At 55.9% G+C, this 18,788-nt stretch carries 10 protein-coding genes; 3 read left to right on the top strand and 7 right to left on the bottom strand.

Annotated features, from left to right (window positions below; translation table 11 throughout):
* Nucleotides 1-4 precede the first annotated feature (4 nt).
* The 6 genes from mdtC to EL29_RS10500 form a co-directional block, all read right to left on the bottom strand.
* Nucleotides 5-3,082, bottom strand: coding sequence for a multidrug efflux RND transporter permease subunit MdtC (gene mdtC, locus EL29_RS10525; RefSeq protein WP_028715330.1), 3,078 nt, complete (start codon nt 3,080-3,082; stop codon nt 5-7).
* Nucleotides 3,079-6,201, bottom strand: coding sequence for an MdtB/MuxB family multidrug efflux RND transporter permease subunit (locus EL29_RS10520; RefSeq protein ID WP_014605440.1), 3,123 nt, complete (start codon nt 6,199-6,201; stop codon nt 3,079-3,081). Before EL29_RS10520 ends, mdtC begins: the two co-directional genes overlap by 4 nt.
* Complete coding sequence (locus EL29_RS10515) at nt 6,201-7,433, bottom strand: MdtA/MuxA family multidrug efflux RND transporter periplasmic adaptor subunit (protein WP_014605441.1); 1,233 nt, start codon at nt 7,431-7,433, stop codon at nt 6,201-6,203. Before EL29_RS10515 ends, EL29_RS10520 begins: the two co-directional genes overlap by 1 nt.
* Nucleotides 7,434-7,840: 407 nt before the next feature.
* Nucleotides 7,841-9,193 carry a molecular chaperone gene (gene yegD, locus EL29_RS10510; RefSeq protein WP_028715329.1) on the bottom strand — a complete coding sequence of 451 codons (1,353 nt, stop codon included), beginning with the start codon at nt 9,191-9,193 and terminating at the stop codon, nt 7,841-7,843.
* A gap of 76 nt (nt 9,194-9,269) precedes the next feature.
* Nucleotides 9,270-12,608: a diguanylate cyclase gene (locus tag EL29_RS10505; RefSeq protein WP_050442530.1), complete on the bottom strand. Its 3,339-nt coding sequence runs from the start codon at nt 12,606-12,608 to the stop codon at nt 9,270-9,272.
* Nucleotides 12,609-12,771: 163 nt separating this feature from the next.
* Nucleotides 12,772-13,386 (bottom strand): phosphatase PAP2 family protein, encoded by a 615-nt coding sequence (locus EL29_RS10500; protein WP_028715327.1) that lies wholly within the window; start codon nt 13,384-13,386, stop codon nt 12,772-12,774.
* 280 nt (nt 13,387-13,666) lie between these two features.
* On the opposite strand from EL29_RS10500, the gene udk reads away from it, so the two are divergent.
* From udk to asmA, 3 genes are all read left to right on the top strand, one after another.
* Complete coding sequence (udk, locus tag EL29_RS10495) at nt 13,667-14,308, top strand: uridine kinase (protein WP_013026389.1); 642 nt, start codon at nt 13,667-13,669, stop codon at nt 14,306-14,308.
* An 84-nt stretch (nt 14,309-14,392) separates the two neighbouring features.
* Nucleotides 14,393-14,974, top strand: a complete 582-nt coding sequence (gene dcd / locus EL29_RS10490; RefSeq protein ID WP_013026388.1) for a dCTP deaminase — start codon at nt 14,393-14,395, stop codon at nt 14,972-14,974.
* A 14-nt stretch (nt 14,975-14,988) separates the two neighbouring features.
* Nucleotides 14,989-16,812 (top strand): outer membrane assembly protein AsmA, encoded by a 1,824-nt coding sequence (gene asmA / locus EL29_RS10485; protein ID WP_028715326.1) that lies wholly within the window; start codon nt 14,989-14,991, stop codon nt 16,810-16,812.
* Here asmA and EL29_RS10480 read toward each other — a convergent pair.
* Nucleotides 16,809-18,386: a TerC family protein gene (locus EL29_RS10480; protein WP_028715325.1), complete on the bottom strand. Its 1,578-nt coding sequence runs from the start codon at nt 18,384-18,386 to the stop codon at nt 16,809-16,811. The genes asmA and EL29_RS10480 overlap by 4 nt on opposite strands.
* Nucleotides 18,387-18,788: the final 402 nt, after the last annotated feature.

The following is an 18,788-nucleotide window of genomic DNA, read 5'->3' as shown; positions in this document are numbered from 1 at the left end:
CCCCTTAATGCTGAGTGGCATTGATCGTCTGGGTGCGCTTTTTACGACGCAGTTTATCCATCATTAAGTACACCACCGGCGTGGTATACAAGGTGAGCAACTGACTCATGATCAGGCCACCCGCAATAGTAATGCCTAACGGCTGGCGCAGTTCCGCGCCATCTCCGCTGGTCAGCACCAGCGGGAGTGCGCCAAACAACGCTGCCAGAGTGGTCATTAAAATAGGGCGGAAACGCAGCAGGCAGGCCTGAAAAATGGCATCGCGCGGACTCAGGTTACCGTTGCGCTCTGCCTCAAGAGCAAAGTCCACCATCATGATGGCGTTCTTTTTCACGATCCCGATTAATAACAGAATACCGATCAGGGCAATCAGGCTGAACGGCGTATCAAACAGCGCCAGCGCCAGCAGCGCACCGACGCCCGCCGAAGGCAGCGTGGAAAGAATGGTTAACGGGTGCACATAGCTTTCATAAAGAATGCCCAGCACAATGTAGACCGCCGCAATGGCGGCCAGCATCAGCCACAGCTGGCTGCTCTGTGACTGCTGGAAAGCCTGCGCGGTACCAGCGAAGCTGCCCCGCACGCTGGAGGGTACGCCCAGCGCGGTCATGGTGCGCTCAATGGCCTCCGACGCCTGCGACAGCGACACGCCTTCTGGCAGGTTAAAGGAAATGGTCGATGCGGCTGACAGCCCCTCGTGGTTGACCGACAAAGGTGCGTTAGCCGGTTGCCATTTGGCGAACCAGGCGAGCGGAATCGGTTTGCCCTCGCTGTTGATCACAAACATCTGATTCAGGGCGCTAATGTCCTGGGTGTAACGGGGATCCACTTCCATGACGACCTTGTACTGGTTCAGCGGCTGATAAATAGTGGAAATCTGCCGCTGCCCAAAGGCATCATTTAACAGGGCGTTGGCTTCTGAAACGTTGATCCCCAGCCGGGCCATGCTGGCGCGGTCATAGGTCAGGGCCATTTCACTGCCCTTATCCTGTTGGTCGGAGTTGACGTCAGCCAGTTCCGGCAGGGCAGTAAAGGCCTGACGGATTTTAGGTTCCCAGGTGCGCAGCGCAGCAAGGTCGTCTGACAGCAGCGAGTACTGATAGCTGGCATTGGCTTCGCGACCGCCCACCCGGATATCCTGCACCGCATTAAGATACAGATTGGCACCGGGTTCGTTCGCCAGTTTGGCACGCAGGCGGGCAATCACCGCCTGCGCCGTGTCTTTCCGTTCAGACAGGGGTTTCAGAGAAATAAACATCAACCCCATGTTGGTGCGCATGCCGCCGGTAAAGCCTACCACGCTGGAAACGTCCGGATCGGCGCCAACAATTTTCATGAAATCTTCCAGCTTGCCGCGCATCGCCTGGAACGAAATACTTTGGTCGGCCGAAATAAAGCCAGACAGGCGGCCGGTGTCCTGCTCGGGCAGGAAGGTTTTGGGAATACTGATAAACAGCCATACCGTCAGAGCCACGGTGCCCAGCAGCAGGAGCAGTACCCAGCGGGCATGATTGAGCACAACGGTCAGCGAGCGGGCATAACCGCGCTGAACCGCCAGCAGCAGCCGTCCAACGCCCCGTCGCTGAGGTTGACTGCGCGGCGCGTGGGGTTTGAGCAGATAAGCACACATCATTGGCGTGAGCGTGACCGAGACAAACAGGGAAATCAGAATGGCGACCGACAGGGTGATTGAGAATTCGGCAAAAAAGCGACCAATCAATCCGCCTGTCATGAGCAGCGGCAGGAAGACCGCGATTAAGGAGAGGCTCATCGACAGCACGGTAAAGCCGACTTCACGCACCCCTTTCAGTGCGGCCGCCATCGGTTTCATCCCGGCTTCCACATGGCGGGCGATGTTTTCCAGCACCACAATCGCATCATCCACCACAAAACCCGTGGCGATCGTCAGGGCCATCAGCGACAGGTTATTCAGGCTAAAGCCGCACAAATACATTGCGGCGAAGGTGCCGATCAGGGATACCGGCACGGCAACGGCGGGGATCAGCGTGGCGCGGCCGGAGCGTAAAAACACGAACACCACCAGAATGACCAACGCAACGGCAATCATCAGCGACTGCTCCACTTCCTCAAGAGAGGCGCGGATGGTAGGGGAGCGGTCCTGAGCCACCTCAAGGTTGATGGCAGCCGGAATGATCTCGTGCAGTTCGGGCAGTTCGGCACGAATGCGATCCACCGTTTCAATCACGTTCGCATCGGCGGTTTTTCGTATCACCAGTAACACTGCCGGTTTACCGCGCGACATCCCGGCGTTGCGCACGTCCTGGACTGAATCCTGCACCGTGGCAACATCCGACAGGCGCACCGCCGCGCCGTTGTTGTAGTGCACCACCAGCGGCTGATATTCACTGGCAGTTTGTAGCGCATCGTTAGTGCGCAGCTGCCAGCGCTGCTGGCCGTCTTCCACCGCGCCCTGTGGGCGGCGCTGGTTGGCGTTGGAAATCGTCTGCCGTACTGCATCCAGCGAAACGCCCTGGTTAAACAGCGCCTGCGGATTCAACGCCACGCGCACCGCGGGCAAAGAGCTGCCGCCCACGGTCACATCGCCCACGCCGTTAATCTGCGACAGCTTCTGCGCCAGCTGTGTGGACGCGTAATCGTAAAGCTGAGCCGGGCTGTACAGATCTGAGGTCAGCGTCATGATCATGATCGGTGCATCAGACGGGTTCGCTTTGCGGTAGGTCGGGCGCGAAGGCATTCCCGTGGGAAGCAGACTCTGCGCGGCATTGATCGCCGCCTGCACATCCCGCGCCGCGCCGTTGATGTCACGATCGAAATCGAAAACCATAATGATGCGGGTCGATCCCAGGGAGCTGGTGGAGGTCATCTCACTCACGCCCGCGATGCGGCCCAGCGAGCGCTCCAGCGGCGTGGCAACCGAGGAGGCCATGGTTTCCGGCGAGGCACCGGGCAGAGAAGCCGACACCATTATGACCGGAAAATCCACCTGCGGCAGCGGCGCGACCGGCAGCAGGCGGAACCCCAGTATCCCCGCCAGCGCAATCGCCAGCGTGAGCAGCGTGGTGGCTACCGGCCGATGGATGAACAGCGCAAAGAACTTCACGACGGTTCCTCCGTGTGACCGATGCGGCGACGCAGATTGTGCGCCAGACGGTCAAACAGCAGATAAATCACCGGTGTGGTAAACAGGGTCAGAACCTGGCTCAGTATCAGGCCGCCGACCATGGCAATCCCCAGTGGTTGCCGTAATTCTGCGCCAACGCCGGTGCTGAGCATCAGCGGTAACGCCCCCAGCAGCGCCGCCAGGGTGGTCATCAGAATGGGGCGGAAGCGCAGCAAACAGGCCTGGTAAATGGCGTCATAGGGCTTCATGCCCTGTTCCCGCTCGGCGGCCAGGGCGAAGTCAATCATCATGATGGCGTTCTTTTTCACGATACCAATCAGCAAAATGATGCCGATGATCGCCACAATATCCAGCTCGTTACCGCTTATCATCAGGGCCAGCAGCGCACCTACGCCCGCAGTAGGTAGCGTTGAAAGAATGGTAATGGGATGGATAAAACTCTCATACAGGACGCCCAGGACGATGTACATCGCCACGACCGCCGCCACAATCAGCCATACCGTGCTGGTCAATGCGGCCTCAAAGGCCAGCGTGCTGCCCTGGAACTGGGTCATCACCTCTGACGGCATGCCAAGCTGTTCCTCGGCCTGGATGATGGCTTTTGTTGCGTCTTCCAGAGAGTAGCCTTTTGCCACATCAAACGAGAAAGTGGCAGACGGAAACTGGCTCAGGTGATTGATCGTTAAGGGCGCATGGCGTTGCTCAATACTGGCGATAGCATTAAGGGGAACGCTGCCGCCATCGGTACTGGTCAGGCGAATGCCATCCAGACTTTGCAGGCCCTGGATCGCGCTGTTGTCCTGTTCCAACACCACGCGGTACTGATTTGCCTGGGTATAAATGGTGGAGATCAGCCGCTGACCAAAGGCGTCGTAGAGCGCATTGTCCACATCTGCCATGCTGATGCCCAACCGGCTGGCGCTGTCGCGATCGACCTTGATATAGGCTTCCAGGCCCTGATCCTGCCAGTCGCTGCTGACATCACGCAGCGCGGGCAGTTTCTGCAAGGCACTTACCAGCGCGGGCACCCAGGTGCTGAGTGAGTCCAGCGACCCGGACTGCAGCGTGAACTGATAGGGCGTTCGGCTGGCCTGGGTATCGATTGTCAAATCCTGAACCGCCTGCAGCCATAACGTCACGCCGGGGATCTTGCTGACTTGCTGTTGCAGGCGTTGCTGAATCTCAGGAATACGTTCGCTGCGCGCATCCAGCGGTTTAAGGTTTATCTGCAACCGGGCACTGTTAAGGGATGGATTGGTGCCGTCTACGCCCACAAACGAGGTGAGACTTTGCACCGCCGGATCTTTCATAATCACCGAGGCGACGTCGCGGGTGCGTTCCGCCATACTGGCATAGGACACCGACTGCGGAGCCTGCAGGGTGCCCTGAATAATGCCGTTGTCCTGCTGCGGGAAAAACCCTTTGGGAATGGCGATCCATAACAGCACGGTAAGCAGCAGGGTCCCCAGCGCCACGGACAGCGTCAGCCAGGGATGATTGAGCACCCGGCTTAGCCCCCGGCCGTAAACCGCGATGATACGATCAAACATCGCTTCGCTGGCGCGGGAAAAGCGGTTCTGCCTGCGCAGTGATTCGGCGCTGAGCATGCGTGCACACATCATCGGCGTCAGGGTGAGCGACACCACGGCCGAAATCAGAATCGCCACCGCCAGCGTGACCGCAAACTCCCGGAACAGACGACCAATCACATCGCCCATAAACAGTAACGGGATCAATACCGCAATCAGTGAAAAGGTCAGCGAGATAATGGTAAAGCCGATTTCGCCGGCGCCCTTCAGGGCGGCGGTCATGGGTTTTTCGCCTTTCTCGATATAGCGTGAGATGTTCTCGATCACGACGATGGCATCATCCACCACAAAGCCTGTGGCGATGGTGAGCGCCATCAGCGTCAGGTTGTTGATCGAAAACCCCAGGAAGTACATCGCGGCGAAGGTGCCGATCAGCGACAGCGGCACCGCCACGGCCGGAATAATGGTTGCAGGGACGTTGCGAAGAAACAGGTAGATGATCATCACCACCAGCCCCATCGCCAGCATCAGTTCATGCTGTGTGTCAGTGACCGACGCGCGAATATTGGTGGTGCGGTCTGTCACCAGCTTCACGTCTACGGATTTAGGCAGGCTGGCAATCAGCGACGGCAGCATGGCACGAATGTTATCGGCCGTGGCAATAATGTTGGCACCGGGTTGGCGCTGCACATTCAGCACGATAGCCGGTTCACGATTAGACCAGGCTCCCAGCCAGCTGTTTTCTGCGCCCTGATCGATGGTCGCCACGTCGGCCAGCCGCACCGGGGCGCCATTTTTATAACTGACGATCAGCTGGCGATAATCCTCCACGGATTTCATCTGATCATTGGCGGAAAGGGTGACCGAGCGGGTAGGGCCATCCAGGCTGCCTTTCGCGGAGTTAACGTTAGCATTCGTGATGGCCGTACGTACCGCTTCACTGGTCAGCCCCATAGCGGCCAGCGCCTGGGTGTTCATTTTCACGCGTACGGCGGGACGTTGACCGCCCGTCAGCGTGACCAGACCAACGCCCGTGACCTGGGATATTTTCTGTGCCACGCGCGTTTCCACCATATCCTGCACCTGGGTTAACGGCATGCTGGTGGTGGTGACGGCCAGGGTCATGATCGGCGGATCGGCCGGATTCACTTTGCTGTAAACCGGCGGGTTAGGCAGATCGTTGGGCAGCAGGTTGCTGGCGGAGTTGATCGCCGCCTGCACTTCCTGCTCTGCCACGTCGAGCGGCAGGGTCAGCTGAAACTGCAGAGTAACGATGGAGGCGCCGCCAGAACTTTGTGATGCCATCTGCTTGAGTCCGGACATCTGGCCGAACTGACGTTCAAGGGGCGCGGTAATCGAAGAGGTCACCACATCCGGGCTGGCCCCGGGATAGAGGGTAACGACCTGAATGGTGGGATAGTCCACTTCCGGCAGGGCGGAGACCGGCAAAAAGCGGTAACCCAAAATCCCAGCCAGAAGAATGGCGATCATCAGTAAGGTCGTTGCGACCGGACGCAGGATAAACTGGCGTGACGGCCCTCCGCTGTGGTCAGGAGGCATAACCTGCATTACTCAGATTCCCCTTTTGACGGCAAGCTGGCACGGGTCTCTTTTGTGGCGCGACTCTGCGCGGCAACCACTTCGACTTTTGCCCCTTCCGTCAGGCGGTCCAGCCCGTCGGTAACAACGCGGTCGCCTGCGTTGAGTCCGGCGCTGATCACCACTTTTTGGCTGTCCTGCAGTCCGGCGGTTACGCTTTTCTTACTGACCTTGTCTTCATTGTTGATCACCCAGACAAAGTGGCCTTCATTGCCCATTTGCAGTGCGGCGGCAGGAATAACCACTGCATCCTGCAAGGTATTCACCTTCAGCCGGGCGTTGACGAACTGGTTCGGGAAGAGCAGGTCATCCTGATTATCAAAGCGCGCTTTGATTTTGATCGTACCGGTCGTGGCGTCGATCTGGTTATCCAGACTGAGCAGCTTACCGCGGGTGATTAAATGTTGATTGCTGCGATCCCAGGCTTCTACCAGCAAGGGTTCACCACTTTTCTGCGCCTGCATGATCTGACTAATATTATTCTCAGCGACGCTGAACACCACGTCCACCGGATGCGTTTGCGTAATCACCACTAAGCCATTGGTATCGCCGCTGGTAATGTAGTTGCCAATATCAACCTGCTTCAGGCCTACACGGCCATCAATCGGCGAGGTGATGCGGCTGTAAGTCAGATTCAGTTGGGCGCTGGCAACACTGCCTTCGTCGGCTTTAATGGTGCCCAGGGTTTCACTGACCAGGGCGTTCTGCGTGTCCAGATCCTGCTGAGACACCAGCGACGTTTTCGCCAGTTTTTGATAACGGGCTAAATCGCGGCGAGCGTTAGCCAGAGTTGCCTGATCGCGTGCCAGCTGGCCCTGTGCCTGCATGAGCGCAACCTGATAGGGGCGCGGGTCAATCTCCGCTAACAACTGCCCGGCTTTGACCTGCTGACCTTCCGTGAAGTGGATAGACATCAGGTTTCCATCAACCCTGCTGCGGACCGTCACGGTATTGGCGGCCGTCACGGTGCCTAACCCGTTAAGGTATTGCGGCACACTTTCTGTCACCGCGCTGGCCGCCTGAACGGGAGCCAGCGGTTTGTGCGCGCCATTGCCTCTTTTGCCATGTGCTGACTGACCAGACAGGTCACCGTCGCTGCTGGGCTGTGCCGGATGTTTCCACCAGTAAAAGCCGCCTGCGGCTACGGCAATGACCACCAGCACAATCAGACCTTTTTTCATAACAGGGTATCGGTTGTTCATTGTTGTTGTTGCTCTCCAGCTATGTCTTTCCAGGGCGCGGGCTTAAACGGTAGCCTGCAAACCACGAATTGTAGTCGTCCCTGCCGGTAAAAATTTGAAGGAATTAAGGATATCTGTCAGCACAGCGTAATTATGTTCTTTTTCTGAACAGACGTGGCCGTTTAATTGCCGCCCGTCACCAGAACGCGTTTCATAAAGTTTGCCACAGGATAACGGGTGATGAGCCGCTGTTGTCAGGAAATAACACGTTGAAATTTGATCAATGGCAACACGGGTAAAAGCCAGAGAGTCAATGTTCGCCGTTCGCCAGGCGATAGTGATGCGCGGGGGCATCCGCTGGCAGTTGCCCGCAGGGAGGCGGGCAAAAGGCATGGCTGGCACAGGACGGTTCCGCCTGTGCCGGTAGGTCAGGCAAACATAACCTCTGCCCAGCGCGCCAGGCCAGCGGTCACTGAGGCAAAGTCGTCTCCTCCCGCTATCGGTGTGTCTGGCAGGGCCTGCTGGAGCGCCGCGCGCAAAAGTGGGGAACGGGCACTGCCGCCGGTGAGATAAATCACCTCGGGTTTGATATGGCTGGTCGCCAGCGCCAGATGAACCTGCTCCAGAATCTTCTCCAGCGGCTGGACGATCGCCTCCTGCAGGGTCGCAACGCTGATCTCGGCCTGTAAGCCGGAGGTAACAAAATCCAGTGACGCCGCAAACGCAGGGCGCTCAGACAGCGCGATCTTGCTCTCTTCCGCCGTACGGACCAGGCGATAACTCAGCTTCTGTTGCCAGACTTTAAGCAGGTGAGCCACGGCGGCAGGATTTTCTGCATCGCGCACTAAATCACGCAGCAGCTTGCCGCAGGCGGCGCTGTAGAAATCGCTTTGTGCCGGCACGTCGTTCACCGCCACCGCATTCCACCAGGGCAGGGCAGGCAGGGCGGTGCCTTTTTGAGTGTTGCCGCCCGCGCCGAGCAGGGGCATCAGGGCTTTAAACGCCAGCATAATATCTAAATCGTTACCGCCAACGCGGCAGCCGCTGTGACCCAGCAGGCTTTCACGCCGGTCTGACAGGTTGCGCCATTGCGGGCCCATCAGCAGCATTGAGCAGTCGGTGGTGCCCCCGCCAATATCGACAACCAGTACGCGGGTCTCTTTTTCCAGTGTCGCTTCAAAATCCAGGCCCGCCGCGACCGGCTCGAACTGAAATTCGACATCCCGAAAGCCGGCGCGTTTGGCCGCGCGAAGCAGAATGCCCTGTGCCTGTTGATTCGCGTCTTCGCTGCCTAATCCCTGAAAGTTGACCGGGCGGCCGATGACCGCCTGGTCGATAGGCTGCTGGGTCTGCGCTTCACCCTGCTGGCGAATGTGCAGCATCATGGCGCACACCAGATCCTCAAAAAAGGCAATCTGCTGCGGTTTCAGGCCGGTTGCGCCCAGAAAGGATTTGGGGGATTTAACAAACCAGACATCTTCTGGATCGACCATGTAATGCTGAAGTGCGGTCAGGCCGAACTGCACGCTGTCAGGTAAGACATCAATATCTTCTTCACGGTTGTAGCGCAGGGCCCGCTGCAGCAGCGCGGTGCTTTCCTGTTCCGGTGTTGCAACCTGATGATGGCGGTGAAGCCATTCCGTCACCGCTTCACGCGTTGGGGAGCAAATCATGGACGGCAGCAGGCGTTGGCCATTCTCCAGCGTTAACAAACGCGGCGCGCCTTTTTCACTGACTGCAATTGAGCAGTTAGCCGTACCGTAATCAAATCCAATGAACATTTTTCGCCCCCAGGCCGGAAAAAAGGGGGCGACTTTAGCGCAGCTGATCGGTCGTGGCAAGCGGTGAGCGGCAGAATTAGCGAATAGCGAAAAGGGGGGCTTCCGCAAGTCTGCTCATTGGCTGGCGTTCCGCAACGGCACTGCCCCAAACGCCGTCCACTTCAAGGCTGATCAGCGTGGTGAGCACCGCGGGAACGGACACCGGGCCGGCAAGCAGGGTAATATCACGCTGGCTGGTCTGGCTCTGAATAATGGAGATTAGCATCTCATCCATCAAATTGTTGTGCAGGTTAGCCACCAGTTCCGGGGACAGGATCAGGCAGTCCACCACTTTACCGGTCAACTGGTTAAAGGCATCCAGATTGCGGCCGAAATGCTGCAACACGATGCGGCAGCCCGCCTGGCGCAGTTTCATCAATGCACCGATCAGGCCATCGCCGCTGGAAAGCACGCTGGAGGCGTTAAGCGCGATCCCGCTATGGCTGCGGGCAAGACCGGATTCGGCGAAGCGCAGGCAGAGATTGTCAACGAAAGCCGGATCGTACAGTGCGTGCACATCGAGAGGCAAAATTAGTGCGATACCTTTTTGGCTCATCGTTGCAATCTGCTGGCGGAAGAAGGCATTAACAATATTGTCTTCAAGCCGGCGTTTCAGCATATCGTCAGTCAGGTTATTACGTAGCAGATGCTCATCAATGAGTAACCCTTCTGGCGAAAATAGCTGAACCTCAACCAGCCAGACGCTGGCGGAATGCGGCTTGCCAGGCGGCGCAACGGCCCATACCTGCATGTCCACTTGTAAGACATCCAGGGTCGCGAGATCCACGGAGTGATGGCTTCCCATGAGCGCCAGCGCATGCTGCTCATACACCTTATACCGACCCCGCCCACTCCGCTTGGCGTTGTAACAGGCAATATCTGCCTGAGACAGCACATCGCTACTCTGACAGTTCTGCGCGTTGATTTGGGTTATGCCTGCGCTGGCACCGACCTGATAGGCGCGCCCCAGCCATTCAAAACAGTAGTCACCGACCGCGCGAACGATGTCCTGCACCACGTCGCGAGCCTGATCCAACGAACATTCGGGCATCAACACGGCAAATTCATCCCCGCCCAGGCGGGCCAGGAAATCGCTCCCGCGCAGGCGATGGCGCATTAAATCCGACAGTTCGCTCAACAGGGCGTCCCCGGCTGCGTGGCCAGCGCTGTCGTTCACCGCCTTAAATTTATCCAGATCGATAAAGACCAGAACGTGCTGATTCTGATGCTCGACGGCGTCGGACAGTAACCGCTTGAGCTGCAGTTCAAAGCTGGCACGATTAGGTAACCGGGTCAGCGTATCGTGCAGTGCGCTGTAGCTCAGACGCTTCATCACTTTACGTGACTCACTGACGTCCTGAATCACCATCACCGCTCCACGCTCGGTACCTGATTCAGATTTCAGCGGCGTTATACTGTAATGAATATCAATATGCTCGCCATTGAGCGTGTGCAGCACCCACTCCTCAGAGAGATAGGGCGCGGTTTTTTCAGACGGCACATGGCACAGCAGCAGATTATCGACTTCAGGGCCATGACGACCGTGCGTGATATGCAGCAGTTCGTTTACCGGTTTGCCCGCCGCCGCCTCTTGTGACCAGCCTGTCATTTTTTCCGCGACCGGGTTCATAAAGGTCACGCACATGTCCTGATCGGTACTGATAACGGCCTCTCCGATCGAGTCGAGCGTGATCATCATGCGCTCTTTTTCCTGAAACAGCGCCTCATTCAGGTTCCGTAATGAGGTGATGTCCTGAGAGATCCCCAAAATGCGTTCGATACGGCCTTCTTTACTTAGCAGGCGGTTTGCCTGAGAACGGATCCAGTGCTGCCCGTCCTCCCGTACCACCCGGTACTCCATCTGGAAGGAACTGCTTTTCTCAATGGCACCCTGAATGGTGAGCACACAACGTTCGCGATCGTCGGGATGAACCAGCGTGACCCACAGATCGTAGCTGGGCAGTTCATGGGGCTTCATGCCAAACAGCGCATACATGCGTTTATCCCACAGAACTTCGCCGCTGGTCAGATTCCATTCCCATACGCCGATGCCGCCCGCCTCATTCGCAAGGGTAATGCGTTCCATCAGGCGTTTGTTCACCTGCTCACTCTGTTTCAGCTCAGAAATATCAATAATCTGCGCGATAAAATAGAGTGGTTGCTGCGCCTGATCGCGCACCAGGGAAAGCGTTAGCCGTACCCAGACGATTTCGCCGTCTTTGCGGAAATAACGTTTTTCCAGCGTATAAGAGTAAATCTCGCCCTGCAGCAGCTTTTCCAGTCGGCCCTGGACGTCGTAAAGATCATCCGGATGAGTGATTTGCTGGAACGTCAGTTGAGTCAGTTCATGTTCCGGATAGCCCAGCGTGTCACACAGGGATTTATTAACCTGAAGCCATCGGCCTTCAGCAGAAACCAGCGCCATGCCAATCGCGGAATACTCCATGGCATGACGGAAACGGGTTTCGCTCTCACTGATATGGCGCTTCTCATGCCGAAAGGCATCCATCACTAATGCCATGATATGACAGGGAATTAAGACCATCAAAAACGGAAGCCAGCTGCTTATCACCGCATAGGTGCTGGCGGCCGTTGGCGTGACGTTAATCCAGCCCAGTGACAGCAGCAGTGCCATAAAGCTGGCGTTAACAAAAAACAGCACAAAGGCTTCCACCTTCGGCAACCGCACGGCACACCAGAACAGCACTACTAAAATAAAAGTAAAAGGCCAGGGTAAAAACCGCAGTGACAGGTAGCTGGCGGTAAGCGTCAGGGCCAGCGTGATGAGCGTCTCCACCAGAGACGCGCGTTTCAGGCCATTCTGCGACAGCGGCCAGGTCAGCAACAGTAAAACCGGCCCGAGCGCTAACATGCCGATAATTTCCGAAATGACCCAGGTGTAAAAGAAAGCAAATGAGGCCTGATCTCCAACCTGCAGTATCCACAGCGCGAGTACGCCGCCAACCAGGGGCGAAATCAGGCCGGTAGCGATAACAAAGCGGATCCAGTCATTGAGCGAAACCAGCGGCGCCTCACGGTCAAGCAACGCGCGCAATAACAGCCCGCCCAGTATGGCCTGCAGCAGATTAAGCAGGGCAAATTTTAAATTAGAGAGGGCGGGACCGATAATGAAGGCATTCGCCAGTGCCGTACCGATAAGGCAGGCGATGAGTAACAGGGGGAGCTGGCGAGACGTGCTGCGAAACACCACGATGGTCATCAGTGCCGTCGAGAACCAGAGCGGTGAAATTTTACCGCTAACCACAATCAGCTCAAGGCAAAATAGCGTCAGGACGAAGGAAGCCAGGCCAAGCCAGCAGGCGTTTAGCCACTTTTTAGGTGATTTATCTGACGAGGCCAGTGTCTCAACGATCATTAATCGATCCAGCAGAGGGCAAAATAGTGCAATGGCATGCGCTGCATCGCCATTGTCATTCGAAGAATGCTAGCACATTTGATAGAAAAAACAGGGGGGAAATCATTAAATTGCGTTATTCGTTGGATTGAATGGCTCGCGGAAGCACGAGCCACCATGTGCATTATTCCCGGAAAAGATCGGCCCGGGTGTAAGGTTTTTCCATGCCAGCCAGACGGGCAGAAAACTGCGCCAGGAACTGTTGTGTGGTGGCAATCCGACCGTGACCCAGCAGCAGAACCGGCACCAGCAGCGCAGCGGCGATTTGCGGCAAGCTGAACCCTTTAAGTGCCGTCTCGCGCTGGGAAAGTAAAAACGCGGTACTCAGCGTAAAGCCCAGCAGCAGACCGGTAATGACCTCGCTGACGGAATGCGCATGGATAACCAGGCGCGAAACGCCAACCATTAAGGGAATCACATAGCCCACGCCAATCGCCAGGCCGCGCCACAGGCTTGAGCAGCGCCCTGAAATTAACCAAAGCATAACCGGCCACAGGGTCGCTGACATCGCGCTGTGGCCGCTAAATCCCGTGAAGTTAAAGCGTGCGCTGCCAATACCAAAGCCAAGAAACAGTATTTTTGACACGCTGACCACCAGCCCGGCCAGGCCAAAGGCCAGAAGCCAGTACCACAGGGCGCGATGGTTATCGCTTTTCCACGGTAAAATCAGGGCAATAATCACCGCCGTGGGAATCAATAACATGCTGTCACCAAAATAGGTGAGGGTCTTCCAGAGCATAATCTTCCTTTCTTCTTCTTGAGCAAAATGCCCTTATTCATCGGCTATACCGAGCCCGACAGGTGCTGTGCGGCGTTGTTCTGTGTGAAGCGGCTAGTTTATCGGTGAAACCTTTCAGGTTAAAAGGGGAAAGTCTGAAAAGGGGGGCGGTGCCATTTCTCTGGCATCAAAAGGCCGAAATCCCTATACTGAGCGCCAACTCACCCTCTCCGTTCAGCCCCATTAACTGGGTGCGCAGTTTGCGTACAGTTTCTGGCTCCAGTATCAGGTTTTTAAAAGTATGACTGACAAGTCCCATCAGTGCGTGATCGTTGGCATTGCAGGTGCATCTGCATCCGGTAAAAGTTTAATCGCCAGTACGCTCTATCGTGAAATTCGCGACCAGGTCGGCGATGAGCACATCGGCGTTATCCCTGAAGATGCCTATTACAAAGATCAAAGTCACCTCACCATGGAAGAGAGGGTTAAAACCAATTATGACCATCCCAGCGCGATGGATCATGATTTGTTATTGCAGCACTTACGTGCGGTAAAGGCAGGGCAGGACATTGAGTTGCCCGTTTACAGCTATGTTGAGCACACGCGTACTCAGGAAACGCTGCAAATTAAGCCTAAAAAAGTCATTATTCTTGAAGGCATTCTCCTGTTAACCGATGCGCGTCTGCGCCAGGAACTGAACTTCTCCATCTTCGTGGACACGCCGCTCGACATTTGCCTGATGCGACGTATGAAACGTGATGTCAATGAACGGGGGCGTTCAATGGATTCCGTCATGAGTCAGTATCAGAAAACGGTCCGCCCCATGTTTTTGCAGTTCATTGAACCCTCTAAACAGTACGCAGATATCATTGTGCCGCGCGGTGGTAAAAACCGTATTGCTATTGATATTCTTAAAGCCAAAATTAACCAGTTCTTCGAGTAGTTTACGTCTCAAAGGACGTGACGCGAGCAGGTTAAAAGCACAGATGCCGCCTGTTCGCTACACTTACTTCATGGAGTTACCGTAATGAGATTATGCGACCGCGATATTGAAGCCTGGCTGGATAGCGGGAAACTGGCGATCACGCCACGGCCACCGGTGGAACGGATCAACGGTGCAACGGTCGACGTACGTTTAGGCAATCAGTTCCGGACATTCAGCGGACATACCGCCGCGTTTATTGATCTGAGCGGGCCGAAGCACGAAGTGAGCGCGGCCCTGGATCGCGTGATGAGTGATGAGATCGTTCTCCCCGAGGGAGAAGCATTCTTTCTCCATCCCGGCGAGCTGGCCCTGGCGGTAACGCTGGAATCTGTGACCATTCCCGACGATCTGGTTGGCTGGCTGGACGGGCGCTCCTCGCTTGCCCGCCTGGGCCTGATGGTCCACGTGACCGCGCATCGTATCGATCCGGGCTGGCAGGGCCGTATCGTGCTGGAGTTCTATAATTCTGGCAAACTGCCTCTGGCACTGCGCCCGGGAATGCTGATTGGTGCGCTAAGCTTTGAACCGCTTTCGGGACCTGCCGCGCGTCCTTATAATCGCCGTGAAAATGCTAAATATCGTGGCCAGCAGGGTGCTGATGCCAGTCGTATCGACAAAGATTAATTCATGAGGATGTGATGAGAAGAGTGATAACCACGCTGGCCATCTTACTGGTGGTGGTCGTAGCGGGATTAACAGCCCTGGTTATGCTGGTCAACCCCAACGACTTTCGCAGCTATATGGTGCAACAGGTCGAACAGCGCAGCGGTTATCAACTCACTATCAATGGCGATTTGCGTTGGCACGTCTGGCCTAAACTCAGCATTCTGGCCGGGCGCATGAGCCTGACCGCGCCCGGTGCAGCCCAGCCCGTGGTCTCTGCAGACAATATGCGGCTGGATGTGAATCTTCTGCCCTTGCTATCACATCAGCTGAGCGTGAGCCAGGTGATGCTGAAAAACGCGGTGGTGCGGGTCACGCCAGACAGCACGGCGCAGGTACCGCAAAATGCCCCGCGCGGTCCGCACAACAGCGAGCCTGCATCTTCAGACCGATGGTCTTTCGATATCGGCAAACTCCAGCTGATGGACAGCCTGTTTATCTGGCAACAGCCTGGCGGCGATGCGTTCACCTTCCGTAATCTCAACCTGAATATGGAGCAGGATCAGTCGAGCCTGGCAACTGTCAATCTCAGCACCAGCCTGACACGCAACCAGCGCACGGCGATGATCAATCTGAAGGGGCAATTTGATAAATCGCAGTATCCCCATCAGCTCAGTGGTCAGCTCGAACAACTGGATTACGCGTTGTCCGGGGCCAGCCTGCCACCGCAGGGCATTAAAGGTACGCTGAGCTTCCAGGGAAACTGGAATGGCGACAGAAATACCGTTGCCCTGTCCGATCTTAAGCTTAACGCCAACGACAGTGTTCTCAGCGGCAGCGCGCAGGGCGATCTTACGGCTCCGCAAAAGCTGTCTCTGGATCTTCATGCGACCTCACTGGATATGGATAACCTGCTTTTTATCTCTTCGTTAACTCAGCAGGTGAGTGGACAAAGCAGCCAGATTGCCCCTGCGCCGGTGATTGCAGACCAGCGCGAACCCACCAATGCGGACTCGCCGCTCAACGATATCGATCTGGACATAAAACTGCAGGCGGACAGCGCGGTCTGGCGAGGTCTTACGCTCTCAAAACTGGCTGTGGATGCGGTCAACCAACAGGGACTGATGACATTTAATACCTTGTCAGGAACGGTGGGGCAGGGGCGTTTCTCCGTTCCCGGCAGCATTGATATTCGTCAGCCCGTTACGCACGTCAGTTTCAAACCCGTGTTGAGTCAGGTTGATCTCCAGCCATTACTGAAGGCGTTGGCCCTGCCTCAGTCGCTGCAGGGAACTCTTGATCTTAACGGCGAGTTGGCCGGTGATAACCTCACCCTTGAGGACGCGAAACAGAGCTGGCAGGGCAAGGCGGATGTCCGTGTGAGCCATCTGAAACTGGCGCAAATTGACTTACAGCAGATGGTCCGTCGCGCGGTGGCGCGCGTGAGCGATCGCGTCAGCAGCGACGATCAGGTATTGGGACAGGGAATCGATCACATCAGCGGTCAGCTTGCGCTGAAGAACGGCCTCCTGTCCTTTAACCATCTCAGCGGCGAAAGCAAGCAGCTGACGTTACGTGGCGATGGGAGCGTCAACATGGTGCAGCAGCAGTTAGACGTTACATTGGGCCTGACGCTGAGCGGCTGGCACGGGGATGAAAAACTGGTTGCGGCCTTATCCGATCAGGTGATCCCGTTTCGTCTTTACGGCAGCTGGGAGAATCCGCAATATACGCTGCCGGTTGACGATATGCTGCGCGAGAAGCTGCAGAATGAGGCGAAATCGCGCCTGAATCAGTGGCTTGATCGTCAGCAATTAAAAGGAAATAACGCCACGCAGCCAGATTCGGCACGCCCTTAAGGCGCGGCATGCTGTTGCATGTCAGGCTGCGGCAGAATTTCAACCTTCTGAACCCGGTGCTGTTCAACCTGCAGAGTACGTAAGCGGTAATCCCCAAGGAGGATCTCTTCACCTTCCTGGGGAATATTCTGCAGGCGATCCATCACTAATCCGGCCAGCGTATGATAATTACGCTTCTCATCCAGCGGTAACGTCACGTACATCGCCAGATCCTCCAGCGGCATTTGGCCATTGGCAATCCAGCCACCCGACCCGTTAGGCTGGATATCATAGCGGGCATCGGTTTCGCCTGCTTCATTTGGCAGATTTCCCGCAATGGTTTCCATTAAGTCGCTCAACGTGACCACGCCCTCTACCGAACCAAACTCATCGACCACAAATGCAAAATGTGTGTGACCCTGACGAAACAGCTCCAGCGCTTGTAACAAGGTGATGTGCTCGTGGAACACCAGGGGCTGACGAATCAGGCTGCGTAAATCAAGGGAGTGGTGATGCAGTGACTGATGGAGCAGATCGTTAACATGCACAATGCCGAGCGGCTCTTTGCTGTTGTCCGTAACAACGATGCGCGTATGCTGATTACGATCAAGGTTAGCCATGATCTCCGCCGGATCGTCGCTTAAATCAATGTGCTGAACATCGTGACGCGTCGTCATGATGGTGTTGACATGACGCTGCCCAAGCCCCATCACTCTGGCGATCATCACGCGCTCCTGGCGATTAAACAGCGCGACAGCCTCTCCATCGGCAATCATTGACGAAGTTTTTGCATCCAGTTCCGCCTGTTCGGCTTCGCCACGTAACAGACGTAATACCGCTTCGGCAGTGCGCTGGCGTAACGGACGACCCGCCGACAGCACCTTGCGCCGGTTAAACTGTGCCAGCTGGTTCAGGGCTTCGATTAGCACGGAGAAACCGATCGCCGCATAGAGATAGCCTTTAGGAATAACAAAGCCAAAGCCTTCAGCCACCAGACTAAAGCCAATCATCAGTAAAAAGCTCAGGCACAGAATAACGATGGTCGGGTGACTGTTGACGAAACGGGTAAGGGGTTTACTGGCGAGCAGCATCAATAAAATCGCCACGGTAACCGCCACCATCATGACCGGCAGGTCGTTTACCATACCGACGGCAGTAATCACCGCATCCAGCGAAAAAATCGCGTCCAACACCACGATTTGCGCCACGACAGGCCAGAATTTAGCGCCGCCTTTTTGTTGAGCGTTCTCCTCGTCCTCCCCTTCGAGCCGTTCGTTCAATTCGGTTGTCGCTTTGAACAGCAAAAACAGTCCGCCAAACAGCAGCAGCAGGTCGCGCGCGCTGAAGGCGTGATTAGCCAGCGTAATCAATGGCTGCGTCAGCGTGACCAGCCAGGACAGGGAGGCTAACAGCAGCAGTCGGCACACCAGCGCCATCAGCAGGCCAATCACCCGCGCGCGGTCGCGTGCGGCTGCCGGCAGCTTCTCGACCAGAATAGCGATAAAGACCAGGTTATCGATACCCAGTACCAGTTCAAGAACGATTAGCGTTACTAATCCTGCCCATAGCGAGGGATCGGCCAATACCTCCAGCATGCTTTATTCACCTGAATGTCTAAAAATAAGCTTTGTCTGATGATAGTGGAGAGATGGCCTTGGGACAAATAGCGAGCTTACAGGGTCTTTACGATTTAATTGAATAGCCCATACATTAATTACAGGATAATTCTTCAGCAGATTGATTAATGCGGCGGTGAAGGTAGCGCATAAAGGTTGCAGATTAATGTCACCGTATTTCTCATTCAGAGGAATTTCTTATGCGATTATTCCTGGTGCGAACATGGAATAAATCTGATTTTTTCCTACCTGAAAGCTGAAAATGAGCGGCTTCAATACTTATTACTGGTAGTCTTTTTCCTAAAATAGTCCGGGGATGGCGGGGTCTACTTGTAAACATGCCAGTAATAACTAGTATAGCAACGAGTTAGACAACGCCTG

The sequence above is a fragment of the Pantoea ananatis LMG 2665 genome (assembly GCF_000710035.2).
GTDB lineage: Bacteria > Pseudomonadota > Gammaproteobacteria > Enterobacterales > Enterobacteriaceae > Pantoea > Pantoea ananatis.
Note: the sequence above shows the minus strand (reverse complement) of the source record. Positions and strands in the feature narration are given on the sequence as shown.